The following is a 24570-nucleotide window of genomic DNA, read 5'->3' as shown; positions in this document are numbered from 1 at the left end:
GTGACCGCCCCGGACGATCCGCTGCCGGACGCCACCAGCGTCCTGCTGCCCGGTCCCTGGACCCACCGCGACATCTCCGCCAACGGCGTGCGGCTGCACGCGGCCGAGGCCGGGGAGGGTCCGCTCGTGCTGCTGCTGCACGGGTTCCCGCAGTTCTGGTGGGCCTGGCGGGCGCAGCTCACCGGCCTCGCCGCGGCCGGGTTCCGCGTGGTCGCGCCGGATCTGCGCGGCTACGGCGCCAGCGACAAGCCGCCGCGCGGCTACGACCTGCCGACGCTGTCCGCCGACGTCGCAGCGCTGGTGCGCGCGCTCGGCGAGCAGGACGCCGTCGTCGTCGGGCACGACTGGGGCGGTCTGCTGGCCTGGACGACGGCGGCGCTGCACCCGCGCAGCGTGCGGCGGCTCGTCGTCCTCTCGATGGCCCACCCTCGGCGGCTCCGGGCCGGCATCACCGACACCGAGCAGCGGCACGCGCTGCGGCACGCGCTGCGCTTCCAGCTCCCCCGGCTGCCGGAGCGGCGGCTGACCCGCGCCGACGACGACCCGGTCGCCGAGTTGATGCGCCGCTGGGCGGGGCCCGCCTGGACGCAGACCGCCGACTTCGCCGAGGCGGTGGGCCGCTACCGGTCGGCGGCGCGGATCCCGCAGGCCGCCTACGGCGCGATGGAGTACTACCGGTGGGCCGGCCGCTCCCAGCTGCGGCCGGACGGGCTGCGCTACGCCCGCCGCATGGCGGCGCCGATCTCCGCGCCGACCCTGCAGCTGCACGGGGGCGGCGACGGCTACATCCTGCCGGGCACCGCGGAGGGCTCCGGGCGCTACGTCGCCGGCGCCTACCAGTGGCGGGTGCTGCCGGGCCTGGGCCACTTCCTGCCCGAGGAGGCCCCCGACGAAGTCACGTCAGCGATCGCCGACTTCGCGACGTGATGGAACGGCCCCGATGCAGGGCCCCGCGCCGAGCCTGCGAGGCGTGGGGGGCATCGGGGTCCTTCTACTCACACGGTCCGGTGTCGACCCGGCTCTGGGCGGTCGCGCCCTGGGTGGCGGCGTTGGCGACCTCGGCGGCGGTCAGCGCGTAGCCGGTGTTCGGGTCGGTGATCGCCGAGGCGAAGACGACGCCGAGCACGTGCCCCTCGGGGTCGAACAGCGGCCCGCCCGAGTTGCCGGCCCGGACCGTCCCGAAGAGCGCGTAGACGTCGCGGGTGACCGTGCCGGTGTTGCGGAAGTTCGGCCCGCTGATCTCACCGCGGTCGCGCACCCGGGCCGCGCCGACGAAGAACGGCCCGCCGCCCGGGTAGCCCATGATGATCGCGTCGGCGCCGGTGTCGACCGGCTGCGCGGCGAAGCTCAGCGGCACCTGCGGCAGCCCGGGGACGTCGAGGACGGCGATGTCGGTCTGCGGGTCGACGTAGACCGGCGTCGCGTCGTACTCCTCGCCCTCGGCCTCGACCTTCGGGTTGGTCACGCCGGCGAGCACGTGCGCGTTGGTCATGACCCGCTCGGCGGCGTAGACGAAGCCGGAGCCGTCGATCTGCCGCGAGCACGACGGCGCGATGCCGGTGACCTTGACGACCGAGCCGGACACCGAGGCCACCACCGGGCTGGTCTCCAGCGCCTTGTCCGGAGCCTGGACCTCGCGGGCCTGGGTGGGCGTCAGCGGGTCGAGGACGTCGGGCAGCCCGCGGCGCTCGATCGCCTCGCGCAGGTTGCTGTACACCGACCGGACGCTGTCGGGCACCGCCTTGTCGACGGCCTGCACCAGCGCCGAGCCGCGCACCTGGCTGGCGACCTGCGGGAACGGCGAGCTGGCCAGCGGCGTGGCGACCATCCACGCGACCAGCAGGACCGCGGCCGCCGACAGCACCGCGCCGGCCACGGAGTCGACCATCTTGGCCGGCTCCCAGGTGACCCGGCGGCGGACCGCCCGGCCCACGGCGCCCGCGAGCACCTGCCCCAGCAACGCGCCGGCCAGGACGACGACCAGCGCGGCGAACACCCGGGTGACGCTCGAGCCGCTGATCCGGTCGGCGACCGGGCCGGACAGCTGGGCGCCCAGCACCGCGCCGCCGAAGAAGCCGAGGAACGAGGCCGCGGAGACGATCAGCCCCTGGCGGAAGCCGGAGAAGGCGAACAGCAGCGCGAGCGCGATGAGGATGAGATCGACGATCGACACGGTCAGCCATTCACCGTCATCGTGCCGGTCTGGCCCAGCTGGACGTGGAAGCTGCACTCGAAGGGGTAGTCGCCGGGCGCGGTCACGGTGAACTCGATCGTCCTGCTGTCACCGGGGGCGAGCAGCGGGATCTCGGCCGAGATCGCCCCCGGCGCCTTGCCCGGGGTGAACCGGAAGTCGTGGGTCAGCTGCTTGGCCACGTTGGTGACGGTGAGCCGGACCTTGCCCGGGGCGACGGTGAAGTGGTCCGGGTTGAAGACGTAGTCGTCCTCGGTCTGCAGGGTGACCTCCTGGACGCCGTCGGCGTCCGTGGTGACCTTGCCGAGGTCGGGGTCCACCGGGGACGACGCGGTCGCGGTGGCGCCACTGCTGCCACCGCACCCGGCCAGCACTCCGCCGGCAAGGACCACCCCGACCACCAGCGCTCCGATCCGCCGGGCTCTCCTCGCCGGCCGGCCCCCCAGCACCCTCATCGGGGGCCGACGGTACGCGTGGGCGGCCCGTCGGGCGCGGGATCGGCGACCGTCGGCGCGGCGTCGTCCTCGTCGTCGTCCTCGTCGAGCGAGCCCGGCAGCGCCGCGGCCCGGGCGCCCGGCAACGGCAGCGGGCGCACGTCGGCGGTGTTCCACGGCCGGGCGAGGCCGGTCGCCTCGAGGATCGCGTCGAGCAGACCGGCGGTGAAGCCCCAGACCACCATGTCGGCGACGCCGAACGCCGGGCCGATGAAGCCCGAGGGGTGCGAGACCCGGAACCGGTTGGCGGGGTCGGCCAGGTCGTCCAGCGGCACGCGCGCCACCCGGGCCACCTCCCGCGGGTCGCCGACCAGGACCTCGCTCGGCTTCTCCCACCAGGCCACGACGGGGACGACGAGGTTGTCCGACGGGCCGAGGAACAGCTCCTGCAGCGTCGCCAGCACCCGGACGCCACCCGGCTCGACGCCGGCCTCCTCCTGCGCCTCGCGCAGCGCCGTCCCGACCGGGTAGTCGTCACCGGGGTCGACGCCGCCGCCGGGGAACGCCGGCTGGCCGGCGTGCCGGCGCAGGGTCGGGGACTTCTCGATGAGCAGCACGTCGGGACCCGAGGGGCCCTCGCCGAAGAGGATCAGCACCGCCGAGCGGCGGGCGGTGGCGGTGGCCCGGGGCATGCGGTGCCGCAGGGGCAGGTCCACCGAGGCCTCGACGAGGCGGCGCAGGTAGTCGGGAACGCCGTCCCAGTCGGTCACAGCTGCACTCCGAGGTGGTCGCCGACCGCTGTGCGCAGCGCGTCGTACGAGGGGAAGACACCGATCTTGGCGTAGGTGATCGCGCCGTCGGCGTCGACGAAATAGGTGGCCGGCAGACCCTGCAGGCCCAGCTTGGTCATCAGCTCGCCGTCGCCGTCGAACGCGCTGGGGAAGGTCGTACCGGCGTCCGCGGCGAAGGAGGTCGCCTGGTCGACGCCGTCCTTGCTGACGACCCCGACCACCTGCACCTGGCCGCCGGCGGCGTCGGAGAGCTGCTGCATCAGCGGCAGCTCCTGGCGGCACGGACCGCACCAGCTCGCCCAGAGGTTCACGACAGTGGGAACGCCCGGCGCGCGGCCGAGGTTCAGCGTGCCGCCGCCGAGGCAGTCGAACGCCAGCGGCGGCAGCACCTGGTCGCCCTTGGCCGTCACGTCCGCCTGGTCGGGGCAGGGCAGCGTCGCGTCGTCCGAGGCGCTGTCGGGCTCGACGCCGCGGGTGTGCAGCGGCGACTCCTGGTCGGCCGACGTGCAGCCGGCCAGCAGGGCGGTGAGGACGAGAGCGGCGAGCGCGGCCGCGCGCAACCGCGTCACTCGGTGTCCGACGCGGCCGGGGTCTTGACCAGCTTCAGCGCCACCTCGGGGTCGGTGGGACCGATGCCGTAGGACGGGCACCACTGCGCGAGCCCGCAGGCCCCGCAGGCCGCCTTCTTCGCGTGGCAGACGCGGCGGCCGTGGAAGATCACGCGGTGCGAGAACATCGTCCACTCGCGCTTGGGGATCAGCTCGGCGATCTGCGCCTCGACCTTGACCGGGTCCTCCTCGGCGGTCCAGCCGAAGCGGCGGACCAGCCGGCCGAAGTGGGTGTCGACGGTCAGCCCGGGCACGTCGAAGGCGTTGCCCAGGACGACGTTGGCCGTCTTGCGCCCCACGCCCGGCAGCGTGACCAGGTCGGCCATCCGCCCCGGGACCTCCCCGTCGAAGCGCTCGACCAGCGCCTGCGCCAGGCCCAGCGCCGAGTTCGCCTTCGCGCGGAAGAAGCCGGTGGGCTTGAGGATCGTCTCCAGCTCGCCGCGGTCGGCGCCGGCCAGCGCGACGGCGTCCGGGTACTTCGCGAACAGCGTCGGGGTCACCTTGTTGACCATCTTGTCGGTGGTCTGGGCCGACAGGACGGTGGCCACGAGCAGCTCGAAGGGGTTGGTGAAGTCCAGCTCGCAGTGCGCGTCGGGGTGGATCACCGCCAGCTCGCGGGCCATCCGCCGGGCCCGGCGGGTGCGCGCCAGGGCCGTCTCGGCCGGGTCGTAGGGCGAGCCACCGGGCAGCGCACCGCGTCCAGGACGACGGGCACGGGCCGGCCGCCCGTAGGCCGGCGAGGAGCTGGCGGGTGAGGACACGCGGTCGAGGGTAGGCGTGGAGACTGACAGCGACGGGCCGTGTCATCCTTGGCGTGACCGCACACGAGGGCGCACGTGCCGCCGAGGAGGTCGCAGTGGTCGCGCTCATCGTCATCCTGTTCCCCCCTCTCCTCATCGCGTTCCTCCTGGTGATGGAGCGGGTCGAAGAACCCCTGCGCCGCCCCACGAACAGCCGCGAGGTGTCCGAGTTCCTGTCCACGGCCACCCCCGGTGAGGTCGACACCCTGGCCCGGTCGGGCATCCGACGGGCGCTGACCCGCTGGCGGCGGCGCCGTCGCGGCCGTGCCCGGAAGTCCACCGCACCGCTGATCTGAGCGCTTGCTGTGATCACGGCCACTCGCCCGTCCGGGGCATGATCACCGGCACGAACGGGTGACGATCGGCACAGCCCCCTAGACTCTGCCGTCGGACCCGGATGCCTGCCGGCGTCCGGGACGAAGACGTGTGTGAGAGGACGTGCAGTGGACGAGGTGCTGGCCCAGACCGGGCTCTTCCAGGGTCTCGCGGAAGAAGCCGTGGAGCCGGTTCTCAGCCGCCTGGAGACGCTGAACCTTCCCCGCGGCCGGGTGGTCTTCAACGAGGGCGAGCCGGGCGACAGCCTGTACATCGTCCTGTCCGGGAAGATCAAGCTCTCCCGCCGCTCGCCCGACGGGCGCGAGAACGTGCTGGCCGTGATGGGTCCCTCCGACCAGTTCGGCGAGCTCTCGGTGTTCGACCCGGGCCCGCGGACGGCGACGGCGACCGCGGTGACCGACGTCAAGCTGGCCCGCATGCCGCAGACGCTGCTGCGCCCCTGGATCGAGGCGCACCCCGAGGTCGGCGAGCGGCTGCTGCACGTGCTGGCCCGCCGGCTGCGCCGCACCAACGACTCGGTGGCCGACCTGATCTTCACCGACGTGCCCGGCCGCGTGGCCAAGGCGCTGCTGCAGATGGCCGACCGCTTCGGCAGCCGCGACGCCGAGGGGCTGCGCGTGCGCCACGACCTCACCCAGGAGGAGCTGGCCCAGCTGGTCGGTGCCTCCCGCGAGACGGTCAACAAGGCCCTGGCCGACTTCGTGCACCGCGGCTGGATCCAGCTGCAGGGCAAGTCGGTCGTCGTCCTCGACGAGGACCGCCTGCGCCGCCGCGCCCGCTGAAGCGATGAACGGCTGAGGCCCAGAACCGGATCGGTTCTGGGCCTCAGCCGTTCGACGTTCAGTGCGGTAGCGGGGTGACGAGCCTGACCCTCGTGCCGTCCGGCAGCACCGCCCAGGCGCCGTCCGGCGTCTTCTCGAAGGTCGGGCTGATCGGGTGCAGCGGCTCCGGCGGGGAGCCGGCCAGGGCGTCCTCCACACCGGCGAACGGCCGGAGCTGGTCCAGCGTGTGCAGGGTCGGCGGCAGCATCGGCCGGCCGCCGGTCTCCGCCTGCGCGAGCGCCGCGGCCGGCGTCAGCCAGCTCACCTCGTCGGCCTCGCCCGAGACGTGCCGCGCCTCCTGGCCGACCGGCAGCGCCGCGACGAAGAACTTCGTGTCGTAGCGCCGCGGCTCCATGGGCGGGGTGATCCAGTGCGCGAAGGGGCGCAGCAGGTCCGATCGCACGCACAGCCCGCGCTCGGCGAGCAGCTCGGCGAAGGAGAGCTCGCGGGTCATCAGCGCCTGCCGCTGCCGCTCCCAGTCCTCGCCCGACACGTCCGGGACGACGGTGCCGTCCTCCGCCGAGCCGGCCAGCAGCACGCCGGCCTCCTCGAACGTCTCCCGGACGGCGGCGCAGACCAGCTCGCGGGCGGTCCGCTCGTCGCAGCCGAAGGCGCTCGCCCAGTCCGCGGGCGGGGGGCCGGCCCAGGCGATCTCCGCGTCGCCGTCGCGGGGGTCGACGCCACCGCCGATGTAGGCGGTCATCCCGCCGGCGAAGGGCATGCCCTTCGTCCGCCGCAGCAGGTAGACCTCCAGCCCGTCGACCCCGTCGCGCAGCAGCAGGACCGTGGCGGCCTGGCGAGGTTGGGCGGTCATCCCCTCAGCTCGACGGTGAGCTCGACCTCGACGGGGCTGTTCATGGGCAGCTCGGCGACGCCGACGGCGCTGCGGGCGTGCTGACCGGCCGGGCCGAAGATCTTGCCGAGCAGCTCGCTGGCGCCGTTGACCACGCGCGGCTGGCCGCTGAAGCCCTCGGCGCTGGCCACGTAACCGACGACGCGGACGACGCGGGCGACCGAGTCCAGTCCGACCAGGTCGTCGATCGCGGCCAGCGCGTTGAGCGTGCACAGCTTGGCGTCGGCCGCGGCCTCCTCGATGTCGACCGAGCCGCCGACCTTGCCGGTGCGGCGCAGGCCGCCGTCGACGAAGGGCAGCTGCCCGCTGGTGTAGACGAGGGTGCCGCTGCGCACGGCCGGCACGTAGGAGGCCACGGGGGCGGCGACCGGAGGCAGCCGGATGCCGAGCTCGGCGAGCCGGTCGTGCCAGCTCTGGGCGCCGGCCTCGGCCGGGGTGGGGGTGCTCATGGGAGGAGTCCTCAGTTGGTGGGGCGCTTCAGGTAGGCCACCGGCTGGTCCGCGCCACCCGGGCCCGGGAGCACGGTCACCAGCTCCCAGCCGTCGACCCCCCAGGAGTCGAGGATCGCCTTGGTGTTGTGGATCAGCAGCGGGATCGTGGCGTACTCCCACGTGCGCCGAACCGGTTCGCTCATGTCGCAGGACGCTAGCGCCCGCACGACAGGACTGCTGCAGGGCGGTCCTCTTAGGCTGTGGACGTGAGCTCCGAGCCCTTGCCTGTGCGCTGCCACGTGGTCACCGGCAAGGGCGGGACCGGCAAGACCACGGTCGCCGCCGCCCTCGCCCTCGCACTGGCCGCCGACGGGCGCACCGTGCTGCTCGTCGAGACCGAGGGCCGCCAGGGCATCGCCCAGCTCTTCGACACCCCGCCGCTGCCCTACGAGGAGCGCCGCGTCGCCGTCGCCCGCGGCGGCGGCGAGGTCAAGGCCCTGGCCATCGACACCGAAGAGGCGCTGATGGAGTACCTCGACCTCTTCTACAACCTGCGCCGGGCCGGCCGGGCGCTGCGCAAGATGGGCGCCATCGACTTCGCCACCGCGATCGCGCCGGGGCTGCGCGACGTCCTCATCACCGGCAAGGTCAAGGAGGCGGTGACCCGCCGGCACGACGGCAAGCGGGTCTACGACGCCGTCGTCGTCGACGCCCCGCCGACCGGCCGGATCACGCGGTTCCTCAACGTGACCGGCGAGATGGGGCAGCTGGCCCGGTCGGGGCCGATCAAGACGCAGAGCGACGGCGTCATGGCGGTGCTGAAGTCCCCGCAGACGGCGGTGCACCTCGTGACCCTGCTCGAGGACATGCCGGTGCAGGAGACCGCCGACGCGATCAAGGAGCTCACCGCGGTCGGCCTGCCGGTCGGCCACGTCGTGGTCAACATGGCCACCGAGCCGCTGCTGCCCGAGGCCAGCCTGTCGCGCGCGGCGGAGGGGCGGCTGACCGGCGCCGAGCTCGCGCCCGCGCTCGAGTCGGTGCACCTGCCCGGGGCGCTGGGCGATCCCTTGGCCGTCGAGGCGGTCGAGCACGCGCAGCGGTGGGCGGCCCAGGACGCGCTGCGGGGGGACGTCGCCGCGCTCGGCCGGCCCACCATCGAGCTGCCGCTGCTGCCCGGGCCCATGGACCTCGGTGCGCTCTTCGACCTCGCCGGCCGGCTCGAGGCGCACGTCCGGCCGGAGGCCGCCGCGTGAGCGCCCCGGCCATGGACCTGCGGTCCCTGATCGAGGACCGCTCGACCCGGATCGTCGTCTGCTGCGGTGCCGGCGGCGTGGGCAAGACGACGACGTCCGCGGCGCTGGCGCTGGCCGCGGCCGAGGCCGGCCGGACCGTCGTCGTCCTCACCATCGACCCGGCCCGCCGGCTGGCGCAGTCCCTCGGGCTGGTGGAGCTGGACAACGAGCCGCGGCGCGTCGAGACGCCCGGGGTGGACGGCCAGCTGCACGCGATGATGCTGGACATGAAGCGGACGTTCGACGACGTCGTGTCCGCGCACTCCAGCCCCGACCGGGCGCAGCAGATCTTCGAGAACCCCTTCTACCAGGCGCTGTCCTCGTCCTTCGCCGGGACGCAGGAGTACATGGCGATGGAGAAGCTGGGCCAGCTGCGGGCGACCGACCAGTGGGACCTGATCATCGTCGACACCCCGCCGTCGCGGTCGGCGCTGGACTTCCTCGACGCCCCCAACCGGATGGGCCGCTTCCTCGACGGCACGATGATCCGGCTGCTGACCGCCCCCGCCCGCGCCGGCGGCCGGATGGGGATGCGCGTGGTCGGCGCCGGGTTCACCGTGTTCAGCCGGATCATCTCCAAGATCCTCGGCGGCCAGCTGCTGCGCGACATCTCCTCGTTCGTCTCGGCGCTGGACACGATGTTCGGCGGCTTCCGCGAACGCGCGACGGCCACCTACGAGATGCTGCGCATGCCCGGGACGTCGTTCGTCGTCGTCGCCACCCCCGAGCCGGACGCCCTGCGCGAGGCGTCCTACTTCGTCGACCGGCTCTCCGCCGAGGGCATGCCCCTGGCCGGCCTGGTGCTCAACCGCACGCACCCGCCGGCGACCACCGCGCTGTCGGCGACCCGGGCAGAGGCGGCCGCCGAGGAGGTGCTCGAGGCCGGGGGCAAGGGCGCCAAGCTCGCCGCCGGCGCGCTGCGGGTGCACGCCGAGCGGATGACCCAGGCCACCCGGGAGCAGCGGCTGGCCGACCGGTTCAGCAGCGCCCACCCGGAGGTCGCCGTCCGGACCGTGCCGGCCGCCGCCGGCGACGTCCACGATCTCGACGGCCTGCGGGTGATGGGGGCGGAACTGACCGGTCCGGACGACGACACCCCCACCGGCACGCCGAGGACGAGAATCCTGCCCGCGCGCCGTTCCTGAGCGCGGGGGCCCGGGACCCGTCTGCCACGTACCCTGGCCTGCGATGTCGGAGAACTCGCAGAGCCGCGCCGGGCTGATCGCCAAGCTCGTCGGCACCATCGTCCTGGCCGGTGCCCTTCTCGCCGGCGTGCTGTTCCCGTGGGTGGGCGGAACCGGGCTGGCGGCCCGCAACTCCGCCTCGCTGCTCGACGCGCTGCCCAGCGAGCTCACCGACCGGACGCCGGCCGGCAACACGAAGCTGCTGGCCGCCGACGGGTCGCTGATCACGGAGTTCTACAGCAACAACCGCACGCCCCTGACCGGCGACCAGATCGCCAAGGTCATGAAGCAGGCGCTGGTCGACATCGAGGACTCGCGCTTCTACGAGCACAACGGCCTCGACGTGCAGGGCACCCTGCGCGCGCTGGTCACCAACGTGGCCGCGGGGTCGGTCCGCGAGGGCGGCTCGACGCTGACCCAGCAGCTGGTCAAGCAGACCCTGCTGCAGACGGCGAAGACCCCCGAGGAGCGGCAGGCGGCCGTCGAGCAGACCCCCGGCCGCAAGCTGCGCGAGGCGCGGCTGGCGCTGGCCCTGGAGCAGAAGTACTCCAAGGACGAGATCCTCACCCGCTACCTGAACATCGTGTACTTCGGCGAGGGCGCCTACGGCATCCAGTCCGCCGCGCAGCGCTACTTCAGCGTCAACGCCGCCGACCTCACCCTGCCGCAGGCCGCCATGCTCGCCGGCCTCGTGCAGAGCCCGACCGGTGACGACCCGATCACCAACCCGGAGAACGCCACCAACCGGCGCAACCAGGTCCTCAAGCGGATGCACGACCTCGGCCACATCAGCAACCAGGAGTTCAGCGACGCGACGGCGGCGCCGGTGCAGGTCGTCGAGGGCCAGTCCCCGCCGAACGGCTGCATCGACGCCGCGATCGGCGGCTTCTTCTGCGCCTACGTGCACGACTACCTCAACGGCCTCGGGCTCTCCGACCAGGAGATCGAGAACGGCGGCCTGACCATCCAGACGACGCTGCGGCCGGACCTGCAGACCTCCGCCGACCAGGCGGTGCTCCAGAACGCGCCGCTGGGCGACCCGCTGGCCACGATCTTCACCGCGGTGGAGCCGGGCACCGGGCACGTGCTGGCGATGGCCGACAACCGCCGCTACGGCTGCTCCGAGCAAGAGTGCGAGTCGGTCGTCCTGAACACCGTGGCCGGGGCCGGCTCCGGCTCGACCTACAAGGTGTTCACCGCCGCGGCCGCGCTCGAGGCCGGCTTCGGCTCCAACTACACGATCAACGCGCCGCAGCCTTACACCTCGAAGGTGTTCAAGAAGAACGGCGGCACCCGCGGCGCTCCCTACGTCGTCAAGAACGACAACGCGGGCTACGCGGCCACCTACAACATGACCTCCGGCCTGACCGCGTCGGCGAACACCTACTTCGTGGCGCTGGAGGACGCCCTCGGCAGCGTCGAGGGCCCGGTCAACACCGCCAAGGCCATGGGCATGCACTTCGACCACCCGCAGAACCTCGCGGAGTGCCAGAACAAGTGCGACGACTTCGGCACCTACGTCGCCGAGAACGAGCTCGGCTCGTTCACGCTCGGCCCGATCGCGACCAGCCCGCTCGACCTGGCCAGCGCCTACTCGACCATCGCCGCCAGCGGCACGCAGTGCGACCCCACGCCGGTCACGGCGATCACCGACAGCGCGGGCAAGCCGGCGCTGAAGGACGACGGCACCGCGCTCTACTCCGGGGACAGCTGCCACCCGAACGCGATCCCGGCCGGCGTGGCCAACACGCTGGCGAACATGATGCTGCACGTCGTCGAGGACGGCACCGGCCGCAGCGCCGCCGTCCCGGGCCACGACATCGCCGGCAAGACCGGGACCATCCAGGGTGACAACTCGGCCACCTTCGTCGGGATCACCCCGCAGTACGCGGTCAGCGTCATGTACTACAACCCGAAGACGCAGCAGAACGTCGGCGGCCATGGCGGTGGCCTGCCGGCGCGGGTGTTCCACGACGCCATGACGCCGATCCTGGGCCCGCAGCCGAACACGCCGTTCCCGCCCGCCGACCCGGCGGTCGCCGCCGGCACGCACGGCACCGGCTACGTCGCGCCCGCCCCTCCGCCGGCGCCCGCGCCGACGGACAACGGCGGCACCCAGCCGCCCGCGGACAACGGCGGGCAGCCTCCCGCGGACAACGGCGGCCAGCCCCCCGCCGGGCCCGGTGGTGGTCCCGGCGGCGGCGGTCCCGGGGGTGGCGGTCCCGGCGGCGGTAACGGCTAACCGAGCTGCCGGCGGACCTCCGCGGCGACGCGCCAGCCGTCGGCCCGGCCGGCGACGGCCTTGTTGGCCGCGCCCATGACCCGCCCCATGTCCTTCATCCCGCTCGCGCCGGTCTGCGTGATGACGTCGGCCACCAGCGCGGCGAGGTCGGCGTCCTCCATCTGCGCCGGCAGGTAACCGGCCAGGACCTCGCCCTCGGCGCGCTCCCGGTCGGCCTGCTGCGCGCGGCCGGCCTCGGCGAAGGCGTCGGCGGCCTCCCGGCGCTTCTTGGCCTCGCGCCGCAGCACCGCCTGCACCTCGTCGTCGCTGAGCTCGCGGGCCTCCTTGCCGGCGACCTCCTCGGCGCTGACCGCCGCGAGCGCCATGCGCAGGGTCGCGGTGCGCAGCTCGTCGCGGCTCTTCATCGCAGTGGTCAGGTCGGATCGCAGCTGGTCCTTGAGCTCGGGCACGCCCTCCAGCCTGGCACGTACCCTCAGGAGTCGTGCGCTGGTACACCACACTGCCCACCGCGGCCGTCGCCACCGGAGCCGCGACCGTCGCCTACGCGAGCCTCTACGAGCGCACCCGGTGGACGCTGCGCCGCTTCGACGTCCCGGTGCTGGCGCCGGGCTCGCGGCCGCTGTCGATCCTGCACCTCTCCGATCTGCACATGACCGCCGACCAGCGGTCCAAGCAGGAGTGGGTCGCCGGCCTCGCCGCCCTCGAGCCGGACCTCGTGGTCGACACCGGCGACAACCTGGCGGGGATGGACGCCGTCCCGCCCACGCTCAAGGCGCTGGACCCGCTGACGGACGTCCCCGGCGCGTTCGTGACGTCGTCCAACGACTACTTCGCGCCGCGGCCGAAGAACCCGCTGAAGTACTTCAGGAAGAACCACAAGCGCGTGCACGGGGTGAAGCTGCCCTGGCGCGACCTGCGCGACGGCCTGGTCGACCGCGGCTGGCTGAACCTCACCAACGCGCGCGGCGAGCTCACCGTCGACGGCCGGCGCGTCGTCTTCGCCGGGCTGGACGACCCGCACCTGAAGCTGGACCGCTACGAGAAGGTGGCCGGACCGGCCGACCCGACGGCGGACCTGCGGATCGGCGTCGTCCACTCCCCCGAGCCGCGCGTGCTCGACAGGTTCGCCGCCGATGGCTACGACCTGCTGCTCTGCGGGCACACCCACGGCGGGCAGCTTCGGGTGCCGTTCTACGGGGCGCTGGTCACCAACTGCGGCATCCCGCGCGACAAGGCCCGCTGGCTGCACCGCTGGACGCAGCCGACGGCGGAGCACCCGAACGGCACGTGGCTGCACGTCTCGGCAGGCCTGGGCACCAGTCCCTACGCGCCGGTGCGCTTCGCCTGCCCGCCGGAGGCCACCCTGCTGACGCTGACCGCGCGGGAGGGCTGAGCCCCGCCGGAACCGGCTCGACGACGCAGGTTAGACTCGTCGGGCACCTCGGGGTGTGGCGCAGCTTGGTAGCGCGCGTCGTTCGGGACGACGAGGTCGCAGGTTCAAATCCTGTCACCCCGACTCTGCTGCTCAGGGGCCGCCGGCTGGCGGCCCCTGAGTGCGTTTCCGGGTCCCTGCTTGGATGGTCCGGTGAGCTCCGCCGTGCCCGACTCCCCCGCCCTTCCCGCCGAGGTCACCGAGCGCTGGCAGGCCCGGTTCCGCGCGCCTCGGGTCAGCCTGCCGGACTGGGCCGACGACGCCCCGAACCGCTGCCTGTACTCCTCGGACGTCAGCGGCGTCGTCGAGCAGTACGCGTGGGACCGGACTGCGGACACCCACCGGCAGGTCACCAACCGGCCCAACGGCACGCTGATCGGCACCCTGTCCCCCGACGGCGCGACCATCTGGTGGTTCGCCGACACCGACGGCGACGAGTTCGGCACCTGGCGGACCCAGCCGTTCGAGGGCGGTCCCGACACCGAGCCGCTGCCCCAGGTCGGCCCGGCCTACCCCGCCGGGCTCGAGGTGGGCCGCACGCTGGTCGCCGTCGGGCGCTCCACCGACGACGGCAGCGAGCTGTGGCTGGCGCCGTCCGGCGCGGATCCCCGGGTGATCTACCGGCACCCCGACCCGGCGTCGGTCGATGCGCTCAGCCGGGACGACGAGCTGCTGGTGATCTCGCACTCCGAGCACGGCGACCCGCGCTACCCGGCCCTGCGGGTGCTGCGGACCGCGGACGACGACGTGGTCGCCGAGAAGTGGGACGGCGACGGTCTCGGGCTGCACGCCCTGGAGTTCGGCCCGCTGCCCGGCGACCGCAGGCTGCTGGTCGGCCACGAGCGCCGCGGCCGCGACGAGCTGCTGATCTGGGACCTCGCGACCGGCGAGGAGACCGAGCTCGTGCTCGACCTGCCCGGCGACGTCACCGCGGGCTGGTACCCCGACGGCTCCGCGCTGCTGGTCGGCCACGACACCGCCGCCCGCAGCGAGCTGTACCGCTACGACCTGGCCGCCGGGACGCTGGAGCGGCTGGACACCCCGCCGGGCGTCGTCCGCGGGGCCACGGCCCGACCGGACGGCACCGTGGAGCTGGCGTGGTCGTCGTCGGCGCGCCCGCCGGTGATCCGCCGGGCCGAAGGCCCCGTCGTCCTGTCCGTCGCGTCCGAGGAGCCGCCGGCCGGCTACCCGGTCGAGGACCGCTGGGTGAGCGGGCCGGGCGGGAAGATCCAGGCGCTGCTCGTCCGGCCGGACGGGCCCGGCCCGTACGCGACGGCGTTCCTGGTCCACGGCGGCCCGGAGTCCCTGGACGACGACTCCTACCGCGCCCGCCGGGCGGCCTACGTCGACGCGGGCTACGCCGTGGTGCACGTGAACTACCGCGGGTCCAGCGGCTACGGCAGCGAGTGGCGCGACGCCCTCACCGGCCGGCCCGGGCTGACCGAGCTGGAGGACATCGGAGCGGTGTACGACGCGCTGGTCGCCGAGGGCGTGCTCGACCCGCAGCGGGCGATCATCTCCGGCGGCTCGTGGGGCGGCTTCCTGACCCTGCTGGCGCTGGGCACCCAGCCGGAGCGGTGGGCGGCGGGCATCGCCGAGGTGCCGGTCGCGGACTACCTCGCGGCCTACGAGGACGAGATGGAGGGCCTGCGCGCCTACGACCGGGCGCTGTTCGGCGGGTCACCGGCCGAGGTGCACGACGTCTACGTCCGCTCCTCGCCGATCACCTACGTCGACGCGGTGGCCGCGCCGGTGCTCGTCGTCGCCGGGGCCAACGACCCGCGCTGCCCGATCCGGCAGATCGAGAACTACCTCGGCGAGCTGGACCGACGCGAGCTGCCGCACGAGGTGTACCGGTTCGACGCCGGCCACGGCTCGCTGGTGATCGAGGAGACGATCCGGCAGGTCGAGGTGGCGCTGTCGTTCGCGCTGCGCCACGTGGCGCCCTAGCGAGCGGCGATGAGCTCGGCGATCTGCACCGTGTTGAGCGCCGCGCCCTTGCGCAGGTTGTCGTTGCTGACGAACAGCGCCAGGCCACGGCCGTCGGGCACGCCCGGGTCCTGCCGGATGCGACCGACGTAGCTCGGGTCCTGGCCGGCGGCCTGCTGCGGGGTGGGGACGGTGGAGAGCTCCACCCCGGGTGCGCCGGTGAGCAGCTCGGTGGCCCGCTCGACCGACAGCGGCCGGGCGAACTCGACGTTCAGCGACAGCGAGTGACCGGTGAACACCGGCACCCGGACGCAGGTGCCCGAGACCAGCAGGTCCGGGATCTCGAGGATCTTGCGGCTCTCGTTGCGGAGCTTCTGCTCCTCGTCGGTCTCGAAGGTGCCGTCGTCCACGAGCGAACCGGCCATGGGCAGCACGTTGAACGCGATGGGCCGCACGTACTTGACCGGCTCGGGGAACGCGACGGCCGAGCCGTCGTGGGTGAGCTCGGCGGCCTTGTCGACGACGGCCTTGACCTGGGTGTCGAGCTCCTCGACGCCGGCCAGCCCGCTGCCGGACACCGCCTGGTAGGTGCTCGCGACGATGCGGGTCAGCTGCGCCTCGACGTGCAGAGGCTTGAGCACCGGCATCGCGGCCATGGTGGTGCAGTTCGGGTTGGCGATGATGCCCTTGCGCATCTCGGCCAGCGCGTGCGGGTTCACCTCGGCGACGATCAGCGGGACGTCGGGGTCGCGCCGCCACGCGGAGCTGTTGTCGACGACGGTCACGCCGGCCTCGGCGAACCGCGGCGCCTGCACCTTGGACGTGCTGGCGCCGGCCGAGAACAGCGCGACGTCCAGGCCGGTCGGGTCGGCGACCGAGGCGTCCTCGATCTCGATCTCGCCGTTGCCCCACGGCAGGGTGCTGCCGGCGGAGCGGGCGGAGGCGAAGAAGCGCAGCTCGCTGATCGGGAAGTTCCGCTCGGCCAGGATCCGGCGCATGACGCCGCCGACCTGGCCGGTGGCGCCGACGACGCCGACGCGCAGCCCGTCATTCCTGAAGATGCTCATCGTCCGGTCCCTCCGTAGACCACGGCCTCGACGTCGTCGGAGCCGAGGTCGAACGCGTCGTGCACCGCGCGGACGGCGACGTCGACGTCGGTGTCGCGGCAGACCACGGAGATGCGGATCTCCGAGGTGCTGATCAGCTCCAGGTTGACACCGGCGTCCGCCAGTGCCCCGAAGAACCGCGCGGACACGCCGGGGTGCGAGCGCATGCCGGCGCCGACCAGGGAGACCTTGCCGATGTGCTGGTCGAAGCTGACGTCGGTGAAGCCGACGGTGTTCTTCACGTTCTCCAGCGCGGCCAGCGCGGTGGGGCCGTCGCTCTTGGGCAGCGTGAAGGAGATGTCGGCGAGCTTGCTGGCCTCGGCCGAGACGTTCTGCACGATCATGTCGATGTTGATCTCGGCGTCGGCGAGGACGCGGAAGATCTGCGCCGCCTCGCCCGGGCGGTCCGGCACGCCGTAGACGGTGATCTTGCCCTCGCTGCGGTCGTGCGCGACGCCGGTGATGATCGCCTGTTCCACGCTGAGGTCCTCCATCGAGCCGGTCACGATCGTGCCGGGGAGCTGTGAGTAGGAGCTGCGGACGTGCACGGGGATGCCGTAGCGGCGGGCGTACTCGACGCAGCGCAGCATGAGCACCTTGGCGCCGGACGCGGCGAGCTCGAGCATCTCCTCGTAGGTGATGGTCTCGAGCCGCTTGGCGTTGGGGACGATGCGCGGATCGGCGGTGAACACGCCGTCGACGTCGGTGTAGATCTCGCACACGTCGGCCTGCAGCGCCGCCGCGACGGCGACGGCGGTGGTGTCCGAGCCGCCGCGACCGAGCGTGGTGATGTCCTTGGTGTCTTGGCTGACGCCCTGGAAGCCGGCCACGATGACGATCGAGCCCTCGTCGAGCGCGCTGCGCAGCCGGCCGGGGGTGACGTCGATGATCCGGGCCTTGCCGTGGCTGGACGTGGTGATCACGCCGGCCTGCGACCCGGTGAACGAGCGCGCCTCGTAGCCGTGGGTCGAGATGGCGATCGCCAGCAGCGCCATGGAGATGCGCTCGCCGGCCGTCAGCAGCATGTCCAGCTCGCGGCCGGGCGGGTCGTCGGTGATGGCCTGCGCCTGGTCGATCAGGTCGTCGGTGGTGTCGCCCATCGCCGAGACCACGACCACGACGTCGTTGCCGTCCTTCTTGGCGCTCACGACGCGTTCCGCGACACGCTTCATGTGCTCGGCGGTTGCGACGGAGGAGCCACCGTACTTCTGGACGACCAGGGCCACGGGTCAACAGGCTACCGTCGGGGGGTGGACGACCCGTCGCACTGGCTGCTCAGCGGCGAGGAGCGGGGCAACCCGGCGACGTCGATCCCGCCCTGGACGACCGGCAACGCCGCTCGCCCGCTCGTGCACGGAGCCACCTACTTCGATCGGTTGGTCGAGGAGGTCGAGGCGCTCGGCGCGGGCGACCAGCTCTTCTTCACCGACTGGCGGGGCGATCCCGACGAGCGGCTGCGCGAGGACGGGCCGACCGTCGCGGAGCTGTTCACCCGGGCCGCGCGACGCGGCGTGTGCGTGCGCGGGCTGGTGTGGCGGTCGCACATGGACAAGCTGTCGTTCTCGAAGGAGGAGAACCGCGCGCTCGACGTCGAGATCGAGCACGGCGGCGGGGACGTGCTGCTCGACCAGCGGGTCCGGCGCATGGGCAGTCACCACCAGAAGTTCGTCGTGCTGCGGCACGCCGACGACCCGTCGCGGGACGTCGCGTTCGCCGGTGGCATCGACCTGTGCCACTCACGCCGGGACGACGGCTCGCACCACGGCGACCCGCAGCCGCAGCCGATGTCGTCGGCGTACGGGGACCGACCCCCGTGGCACGACGTGCAGCTGGAGCTGCGCGGGCCGACGGTCGCCGTCCTGGACACCGTGTTCCGCGAGCGCTGGAACGACCCGACCAACCCCGACGCCGACCACCCGCTGGCGTGGATCCGCGACCACTGGCGGCACGCGCGGCTGGACGCCGCCCCGCTGCCGCCGCAGCTGCCACCGCCGCCGGAGGCCGGACCGCACGTCGTCCAGCACCTGCGGACCTATCCGTCGGTGCGGCCCCGCTACGACTTCGCCCCGGACGGCGAACGGTCGGTCGCCCGCGGCTACTCGAAGGCGGTCCGGCGGGCGCGGCGGCTGATCTACCTCGAGGACCAGTACATGTGGTCCGCCGACGTGGCACGCCTGTTCGCCGAGGCGCTCGACGAGCACCCGGACCTGCACCTGGTCGTCGTCGTGCCGCGGTTCCCGGACGAGGAAGGTGCGTTCGCCGAGCGGCCGCAGTACGTCGGCCGGTGGCAGGCGCTGGAGATGTGCCGGAAGGCCGGTCGCGACCGGGTGCACGTGTTCGACGTGGAGAACCACGAGGGGACTCCCGTCTACGTGCACGCCAAGGTCTGCGTCGTCGACGACGTCTGGGCCAGCGTGGGCAGCGACAACTTCAACCGGCGGTCGTGGACGCACGACAGCGAGCTCTCCTCGGCGGTGCTCGACACCACCCGTGACGAGCGCGAGCCCCGCGACCCGGCGGGCAGGGGTGACGGTGCCCGCGTGTTCGCCCGGGATCTGCGACTCCAGCTGGCCCGCGAGCACCTGGACCGCGCCCCGGACGGCAGCGAGGACGACGACCTGGTCGATCCCGCACGGTTCCTCGCCGCGCTCCTCGCGAGCGCCGACGCGCTGGAGAAGTGGCACGACGACGGCCGGCGCGGTCCCCGTCCGCCCGGCCGCCTGCGCCCTCACCGCGCCGAGCAGATGTCGCTGCTCACCCGCGCCTGGGCCACGCCGGTCTACCGCCTCCTCGACGACCCCGACGGGCGCCCCCTGCGCCTGCGCCTCAAGCGCGAGTTCTGACCTCGCTGGGCCGGCCCCCCACCACCTGTCTCCGGCGGTTCTAGTGCTCTGCCCACCATCCTGGGCAGAGCACTAGAACTGTCCACAGGTAGTGGTCGGGGTCGGGTCTCCGGCTCCGGCCACGTCACTCTGCGGACATGCCCACGTTCGACCTGGCCGGCTACGTGCGCCGGATCCGTCGATCCGCCGACCTGTCACAACGCGAGTTGGCTGCCCGCGTATCGGTGTCCAAATCCGCGATCGCGGCAGCGGAGCGGGGCGTCGGCGGCCTCGATGCGAGAATTCTGGCCCAGGCGGCAGCGCTGGCCGGTCTGCGCCTGGTGCTCGTCGACGAGTCCGGCGCCGAGGTCGCGGCCATGGCCGACGGGGCCGTGCGCGACGAGGCGGGCCGTCGGTTTCCCGCACACCTCGACACCCGCGACGGCCACATCGACTGGTGGCACGGCCGGGAGCGCTACAGCCGGGACCAGCCCGCGTACACGTTCGACCGGGTGCGCGACATCCGCGACATCTGGCGCGAGTGGCTCGGGATCCCCGACGACCACCAGCTCCCGGGCGACGCCTCCGCGAGGCCTCGTGCGGCGCCCAGACGCACGCCCGGCGGCGTGCATCTCGCCGAGGAGTGGGCCTGCACCTGCCCACCCGAGTGCGCCGAGCTGGACCAGGGCGAACGGCCGGTGCACGCGCAGGACTGCCCGTGTGGGTGCGATGTCGGCTGATGCGCTGCTACCGTGGCACCGTGCGCGGCAGCCTCCTGCTTACCCGCCGCGGCGAGGCCCTCTCCTAGGTCGGCCCCCTCGCCGCGGAGACCGCGCGTCCCCGGCGCCTGCGCTGACCGCCCCCACCGGAGCTGTGTCCAGCCCGCGCCCAGAGGAGCCCAGACCCCGTGAGCACGCACCCGCACGTACGCAATGCGCAGCAGCCCTCGCGCATGCCGATCCACCGCTACACCCCGTTCACCCCGATCGACCTGCCCGACCGCACCTGGCCGACGACGGTCACCACCGTCGCCCCGCGCTGGTGCGCGGTCGACCTGCGCGACGGCAACCAGGCCCTGATCGACCCGATGACCCCCGACCGCAAGCGGCGCATGTTCGAGCTGCTGGTCCGGATGGGCTACAAGGAGATCGAGGTCGGCTTCCCGGCGGCCAGCCAGACCGACTTCGACTTCATCCGCCAGCTCATCGAGGACGACCTGGTGCCCGACGATGTCACGATCCAGGTGCTGACCCAGGCCCGTGACGAGCTGATCGAGCGCACCTACGAGTCCCTGCGCGGCGCCAGGCAGGCGATCGTGCACCTGTACAACTCGACCAGCACGCTGCAGCGCCGCGTCGTCTTCAACTCCGATCGTGCGGGGATCGTCGACATCGCCGTCCACGGCGCCCAGCTGGTGCGCAAGCTGGCCGAGGTCGCCGGCGACACCGAGATCCGTTTCGAGTACTCCCCCGAGTCCTTCACCGGCACCGAGCTCGACTTCGCCGTCGAGGTCTGCAACGCGGTCAACGACGTCTGGGAGCCCACCGTCGACCGGCCGACGATCGTCAACCTGCCGGCCACCGTCGAGATGGCCGAGCCCACGGTCTACGCCGACCAGATCGAGTGGATGCACCGCAACCTCGCCTACCGCGACGCGGTCGTGCTGAGCCTGCACCCGCACAACGACCGCGGCACCGCCGTGGCCGCCGCCGAGCTGGGCTACCGCGCCGGCGCCGACCGCATCGAGGGCTGCCTGTTCGGCAACGGCGAGCGCACCGGCAACGTCGACCTGGTCACGCTGGGCCTGAACCTGTTCAGCCAGGGCGTCGACCCGCAGATCGACTTCTCCGACATCGACGACATCCGCCGCACCGTCGAGTACTGCAACCAGATCGGCGTCCACGAGCGGCACCCCTACGGCGGCGACCTGGTCTACACCGCCTTCTCCGGCTCGCACCAGGACGCGATCAACAAGGGCTTCAAGGCCCTGGAGGTCGACGCGGCCGCCGCCGGCAAGCCGGTCGGCGAGATGACCTGGGCCGTGCCCTACCTGCCGATCGACCCCAAGGACGTCGGCCGCAGCTACGAGGCGGTCATCCGGGTCAACAGCCAGTCCGGCAAGGGCGGCGTCGCCTACATCATGAAGACCGAGCACCACCTGGACCTGCCGCGCCGGCTGCAGATCGAGTTCTCCGGCGTCATCCAGCGGCAGACCGACGACGAGGGCGGCGAGGTGACCGCCGGCCAGATGTGGACGGCGTTCAGCAGCGAGTACCTGCCCGACCCGGCCGCACCGTGGGGCCGCTTCGCCCTCGTCGGCCACCGGCACCAGGCGCACGGCGAGAAGCTGGACGAGATGACCGTCGAGCTGGAGGACTCCGGCGTCCCGGTCACCATCTCCGGCCAGGGCAACGGCCCGATCGCCGCGTTCGTCGACGCGCTGAAGGCCCTCGACGTCGACGTCCGCGTGCTGGACTACGCCGAGCACGCGATGTCCGCCGGCGGCGACGCCCGCGCGGCCGCCTACGTCGAGTGCGCCGTCGGCGACCGCGTCCTGTGGGGCGTCGGCATCGACCCGAACATCGTCACCGCGTCGCTGCGCGCGGTCGTCTCGGCGGTCAACCGGGCCCAGCGCTAGATGCTCACGCCCTACCTGTCGGTTCGCGATGCCCGGGCGGCGATGGACTTCTACTGCGAAGCCTTCGGCGCCCGGGTCGTCGGCGACCCCTACGTGATGGACGACGACCGCATCGGTCACGCCGAGATGGAGATCGCCGGCACGCGGCTCTACCTCGCCGACGACCACCCGGAGCTGGGGCTCAGCGGCCCGCAGGAGGGTCAGGTGTCGGTCTCGCTGAACCTCGCGGTCTCCGACGTCGACGCCGCCGTCGCCCGCGCCGCGGATCTCGGCGCCACCGTCCAGCGGCCGCCGGCCGACGCCGCGTACGGGCGCACCGGCGTCGTCGTCGACCCCTACGGGCACCGCTGGATCCTGCAGACCCCGCGCGGGGAGCCGGCCGAGCCGCGCCCGCCGGTGCGGCCGGGCGACGCGGTCTACCTGACCCTGCAGGTGCCCGACGGCGCTCGCGCCCGGGACTTCTACGGGGCAGTGCTCGGCTGGTCCGCCGTCCCGGGGCGGGTCCCGGACGGCTGGCAGGTCGAGGGACCGGTGCCGATGGTCGGCATCGGCGGCGGCTCGGACGAGCCCGGGCTGGTCCCGATGTACGCCGTCGACGACCTCGAGGTCGCCGTCGTCGCGGTCCGGACGGCGGGCGGCGAGGCCGGCGAGATCGACCGGCAGCCGTACGGGCTCACCGCGCGATGCCGGGACGACCAGGGACTGCCGTTCTACCTCGGTCAGCTGGACTGACGTATCTGACGGCGGTGCCCGCCCTCTGTCCGGGTGATGGACGGGGAGCGAGCACCGCAGCGACAGGGGTCAGCCCTCGGCGACCTCCGCCGCGGCGAGCCAGTCGGTCTCGACCCGGTCCTTCTCGGCGAGCAGCTCGCGCAGCCGGGCGTCGAGCTCCAGCACGCGCGCGTGGTCGGTGGCCGCGGCGGCCAGGTCCGCGTGCAGCTTCTCCTCGTCCGCGGAGAGCCTCTCCAGCCGGCGCTCCAGCCGGGCGGCCTCCTTGCGCGCGGTGCGCACCTCCGCCGCCGAGGGGCCGGCGGACCGAGTTGCCGCTGCCGGGCCGGGACCCGCTCCGCTCCCCGGCAGCTGCGCCTCACCGGCCGCGCGGCGGGCCAGGTACTCCTCGACCCCGCCGGGCAGCGCGGCCAGCGACCCGTCGCCCATGAGCGCGACCACCGAGTCGCACACCCGGTCCACGAAGTACCGGTCGTGGCTGACCACCAGCACCGTGCCGGGGAACGAGTCGAGCAGGTCCTCCAGCGCGGTCAACGTGTCGATGTCGAGGTCGTTGGTCGGCTCGTCGAGGATCAGCACGTTCGGCTCGCCCATGAGCAGCCGCAGCAGTTGCAGCCGCCGCCGCTCGCCGCCGGAGAGGTCGCCGACCGGCGTCCACTGCCGCGACGCGGCGAAGCCGAACCGCTCGGCCAGGGACGACGCGGAGATCTCCTGGTTGCCGAACCGGGCGATCCGAGAGATCTCCTGCACCGCCTCGAGCACGCGCAGCCGGCCGGGCAGCTCGGTCACGTGCTGCGACAGGTACGCCGGGGCCACGGTCTGGCCGCGCACGACCCGGCCGCGGTCGGGCTCGATCTCGCCGACCAGCAGCCGCAGCAGCGTCGTCTTCCCGGCGCCGTTGACCCCGACCACGCCGATCCGGTCTCCCGGGCCGACGTGCCAGGTCAGGTCGTGGAACAGCCGGCGATCGCCGATCGCGTAGTCGACGTCCTCGACGTCGTAGACCGTGCGGCCGAGCCGGCGGGCGGCGAAGCCCTTGAGCGCCATCGACTCGCGCGGCGGCGGCTCGTCGGCGATGAGCGCCTCGGCCGCCTCGATGCGGAAACGCGGCTTGCTGGTGCGGGCCGGCGGACCGCGGCGCAGCCAGGCCAGCTCCTTGCGGACCAGGTTGAGCCGGCGCTCCTCGGTGACCGCCGCGATCCGGGCGCGCTCGGCCCGGGCCAGCGTGTACGCGGAGTAGCCGCCCTCGTAGGCGAAGACCTTGCCCTCGGCGACCTCCCACGTCGTGGAGCACACCTCGTCGAGGAACCAGCGGTCGTGGGTGACGACGACGAGCGCGCCGACGCGGCTCTTCACGTAATCCGCCAACCAGGCCACGCCCTCGACGTCGAGGTGGTTGGTCGGCTCGTCGAGCACGAGCAGGTCCAGCGGCCGGATCAGCTGCGCGGCCAGCGCCACCCGGCGCCGCTCGCCGCCGGACATGGGCGCCACGGGGGCGTCCAGGCCCAGCCGGTCGAGCTCCAGGCCCGTCAGCACGCTGCGCACGGCCGGGTCGGCGGCCCACTCGTGCTCGGCGGCGAACAGGCTGGCCGGCAGGACGACGTCGCGCACCGTCGTCCCGGGCGGGAGGGTGCCGGACTGGTCGAGGACGCCGACCGCGAGGTCCCCGCGCCGGGTGACCCGCCCGCTGTCGGGGTCCTCGGTGCCGGTGAGCACGCCGAGCAGCGTGGACTTGCCGCTGCCGTTGCGGCCGACGACGCCGATCCGCTCGCCGGCGGCCACGCCGAGGGAGACGTCGTCCAGCAGCACCGTCGTCCCGTGCGCCTTGGAGACCCGCTCCAGCGAGATCAGGTTCAGCGGCGCGCTCATGGGATCCCCAGTATCGCCGCCTGCCCAAGTCGAGCCCAAGGCGGACCCAAGTGCCGCCCGGA

Annotated in this window: 24 protein-coding genes and 1 tRNA gene; 13 read left to right on the top strand and 12 right to left on the bottom strand. The window is 73.3% G+C overall.

Annotation, left to right across the window (positions count from 1 at the left end):
• Positions 1-927 carry an alpha/beta fold hydrolase gene (locus GGQ55_RS11400; RefSeq protein ID WP_179716777.1) on the top strand — a complete coding sequence of 309 codons (927 nt, stop codon included), beginning with the start codon at positions 1-3 and terminating at the stop codon, positions 925-927.
• A 64-nt stretch (positions 928-991) separates the two neighbouring features.
• Here GGQ55_RS11400 and GGQ55_RS11395 read toward each other — a convergent pair whose 3' ends face one another.
• From GGQ55_RS11395 to nth, 5 genes are read right to left on the bottom strand one after another with little or no spacing between them, the layout of a single operon-like run.
• Positions 992-2173 carry a MarP family serine protease gene (locus GGQ55_RS11395; RefSeq protein WP_179716775.1) on the bottom strand — a complete coding sequence of 394 codons (1182 nt, stop codon included), beginning with the start codon at positions 2171-2173 and terminating at the stop codon, positions 992-994.
• 2 nt (positions 2174-2175) lie between these two features.
• Positions 2176-2646 (bottom strand): cupredoxin domain-containing protein, encoded by a 471-nt coding sequence (locus tag GGQ55_RS11390; protein ID WP_179716768.1) that lies wholly within the window; start codon positions 2644-2646, stop codon positions 2176-2178.
• Positions 2643-3395, bottom strand: a complete 753-nt coding sequence (locus GGQ55_RS11385; RefSeq protein ID WP_366489079.1) for an NUDIX hydrolase — start codon at positions 3393-3395, stop codon at positions 2643-2645. Before GGQ55_RS11385 ends, GGQ55_RS11390 begins: the two co-directional genes overlap by 4 nt.
• On the bottom strand, positions 3392-3985 hold the full coding sequence (locus tag GGQ55_RS11380) for a TlpA family protein disulfide reductase (RefSeq protein ID WP_179716766.1): 594 nt from the start codon (positions 3983-3985) through the stop codon (positions 3392-3394). Before GGQ55_RS11380 ends, GGQ55_RS11385 begins: the two co-directional genes overlap by 4 nt.
• On the bottom strand, positions 3982-4785 hold the full coding sequence (nth, locus tag GGQ55_RS11375; RefSeq protein WP_366489077.1) for an endonuclease III: 804 nt from the start codon (positions 4783-4785) through the stop codon (positions 3982-3984). Before nth ends, GGQ55_RS11380 begins: the two co-directional genes overlap by 4 nt.
• Before the next feature lie 53 nt (positions 4786-4838).
• Here nth and GGQ55_RS11370 point away from each other — a divergent pair, with 53 nt between their 5' ends.
• Both GGQ55_RS11370 and GGQ55_RS11365 read left to right on the top strand, forming a co-directional pair.
• Positions 4839-5120, top strand: a complete 282-nt coding sequence (locus GGQ55_RS11370; protein WP_366489075.1) for a hypothetical protein — start codon at positions 4839-4841, stop codon at positions 5118-5120.
• Positions 5121-5267: 147 nt separating this feature from the next.
• On the top strand, positions 5268-5942 hold the full coding sequence (locus GGQ55_RS11365; protein WP_179716764.1) for a Crp/Fnr family transcriptional regulator: 675 nt from the start codon (positions 5268-5270) through the stop codon (positions 5940-5942).
• A gap of 58 nt (positions 5943-6000) precedes the next feature.
• On the opposite strand, the gene GGQ55_RS11360 is transcribed toward GGQ55_RS11365, so the two are convergent.
• The 3 genes from GGQ55_RS11360 to sp36 are packed head-to-tail and all read right to left on the bottom strand — an operon-like array spanning position 6001 to position 7468.
• On the bottom strand, positions 6001-6795 hold the full coding sequence (locus GGQ55_RS11360; RefSeq protein ID WP_179716762.1) for an NUDIX hydrolase: 795 nt from the start codon (positions 6793-6795) through the stop codon (positions 6001-6003).
• Positions 6792-7283, bottom strand: coding sequence for a RidA family protein (locus GGQ55_RS11355; protein WP_179716760.1), 492 nt, complete (start codon positions 7281-7283; stop codon positions 6792-6794). The genes GGQ55_RS11360 and GGQ55_RS11355 overlap by 4 nt, the downstream gene beginning before the upstream one ends.
• A gap of 11 nt (positions 7284-7294) precedes the next feature.
• Positions 7295-7468: a Sp36 family protein gene (sp36, locus tag GGQ55_RS11350; protein ID WP_179716758.1), complete on the bottom strand. Its 174-nt coding sequence runs from the start codon at positions 7466-7468 to the stop codon at positions 7295-7297.
• Positions 7469-7531: 63 nt separating this feature from the next.
• Here sp36 and bagA point away from each other — a divergent pair, with 63 nt between their 5' ends.
• From bagA to GGQ55_RS11335, 3 genes are read left to right on the top strand one after another with little or no spacing between them, the layout of a single operon-like run.
• The gene (bagA, locus tag GGQ55_RS11345) at positions 7532-8518 is read left to right on the top strand and encodes an ATPase BagA (RefSeq protein ID WP_366489072.1); all 987 of its coding nucleotides are present in this window, start codon (positions 7532-7534) and stop codon (positions 8516-8518) included.
• Positions 8515-9702, top strand: a complete 1188-nt coding sequence (gene bagB, locus GGQ55_RS11340) for an ATPase BagB (RefSeq protein ID WP_366489070.1) — start codon at positions 8515-8517, stop codon at positions 9700-9702. Before bagA ends, bagB begins: the two co-directional genes overlap by 4 nt.
• Positions 9703-9745: 43 nt before the next feature.
• Positions 9746-11983, top strand: a complete 2238-nt coding sequence (locus GGQ55_RS11335; protein ID WP_179716756.1) for a transglycosylase domain-containing protein — start codon at positions 9746-9748, stop codon at positions 11981-11983.
• Here the strand turns inward: GGQ55_RS11335 and GGQ55_RS11330 are convergent.
• Positions 11980-12432, bottom strand: a complete 453-nt coding sequence (locus GGQ55_RS11330; protein WP_179716754.1) for a GatB/YqeY domain-containing protein — start codon at positions 12430-12432, stop codon at positions 11980-11982. The two genes, GGQ55_RS11335 and GGQ55_RS11330, sit on opposite strands and share 4 nt — an antisense overlap.
• A gap of 32 nt (positions 12433-12464) precedes the next feature.
• Between GGQ55_RS11330 and GGQ55_RS11325 the strand changes: the two genes are divergently transcribed.
• From GGQ55_RS11325 to GGQ55_RS11315, 3 genes are all read left to right on the top strand, one after another.
• Positions 12465-13376: a metallophosphoesterase gene (locus GGQ55_RS11325; RefSeq protein WP_179716752.1), complete on the top strand. Its 912-nt coding sequence runs from the start codon at positions 12465-12467 to the stop codon at positions 13374-13376.
• A gap of 49 nt (positions 13377-13425) precedes the next feature.
• Positions 13426-13499 (top strand) — tRNA-Pro (locus GGQ55_RS11320).
• A 69-nt stretch (positions 13500-13568) separates the two neighbouring features.
• Positions 13569-15365 (top strand): S9 family peptidase, encoded by a 1797-nt coding sequence (locus GGQ55_RS11315; RefSeq protein WP_366489068.1) that lies wholly within the window; start codon positions 13569-13571, stop codon positions 15363-15365.
• Here GGQ55_RS11315 and GGQ55_RS11310 read toward each other — a convergent pair.
• A complete protein-coding gene (locus GGQ55_RS11310) occupies positions 15362-16411 on the bottom strand; it encodes an aspartate-semialdehyde dehydrogenase (RefSeq protein ID WP_179716748.1) in 1050 nt (349 codons plus the stop codon). The genes GGQ55_RS11315 and GGQ55_RS11310 overlap by 4 nt on opposite strands.
• Positions 16408-17676 (bottom strand): aspartate kinase, encoded by a 1269-nt coding sequence (locus tag GGQ55_RS11305; protein WP_179716740.1) that lies wholly within the window; start codon positions 17674-17676, stop codon positions 16408-16410. The genes GGQ55_RS11310 and GGQ55_RS11305 overlap by 4 nt, the downstream gene beginning before the upstream one ends.
• A 24-nt stretch (positions 17677-17700) precedes the next feature.
• Between GGQ55_RS11305 and GGQ55_RS11300 the strand changes: the two genes are divergently transcribed.
• The 4 genes from GGQ55_RS11300 (at position 17701) to GGQ55_RS11285 (ending at position 22642) form a co-directional block, all read left to right on the top strand.
• A complete protein-coding gene (locus GGQ55_RS11300) occupies positions 17701-19293 on the top strand; it encodes a phospholipase D family protein (protein WP_179716738.1) in 1593 nt (530 codons plus the stop codon).
• A gap of 137 nt (positions 19294-19430) precedes the next feature.
• Positions 19431-20012, top strand: coding sequence for a helix-turn-helix domain-containing protein (locus tag GGQ55_RS11295; RefSeq protein WP_179716736.1), 582 nt, complete (start codon positions 19431-19433; stop codon positions 20010-20012).
• A 167-nt stretch (positions 20013-20179) separates the two neighbouring features.
• Positions 20180-21910: a 2-isopropylmalate synthase gene (gene leuA, locus GGQ55_RS11290; RefSeq protein ID WP_436277828.1), complete on the top strand. Its 1731-nt coding sequence runs from the start codon at positions 20180-20182 to the stop codon at positions 21908-21910.
• Positions 21911-22642, top strand: coding sequence for a VOC family protein (locus GGQ55_RS11285; RefSeq protein WP_179716734.1), 732 nt, complete (start codon positions 21911-21913; stop codon positions 22640-22642). It begins immediately after the preceding gene.
• Between the two features lie 69 nt (positions 22643-22711).
• Here the strand turns inward: GGQ55_RS11285 and GGQ55_RS11280 are convergent, their stop codons facing one another.
• Positions 22712-24508 (bottom strand): ABC-F family ATP-binding cassette domain-containing protein, encoded by a 1797-nt coding sequence (locus GGQ55_RS11280; RefSeq protein WP_179716732.1) that lies wholly within the window; start codon positions 24506-24508, stop codon positions 22712-22714.
• Positions 24509-24570: the final 62 nt, after the last annotated feature.

This window comes from Petropleomorpha daqingensis, from assembly GCF_013408985.1.
In the GTDB taxonomy this organism is placed as follows: domain Bacteria; phylum Actinomycetota; class Actinomycetes; order Mycobacteriales; family Geodermatophilaceae; genus Petropleomorpha; species Petropleomorpha daqingensis.
The sequence above is the reverse complement of the archived record's forward strand: the minus strand, read 5'-3'. Positions and strand labels throughout refer to the sequence as shown.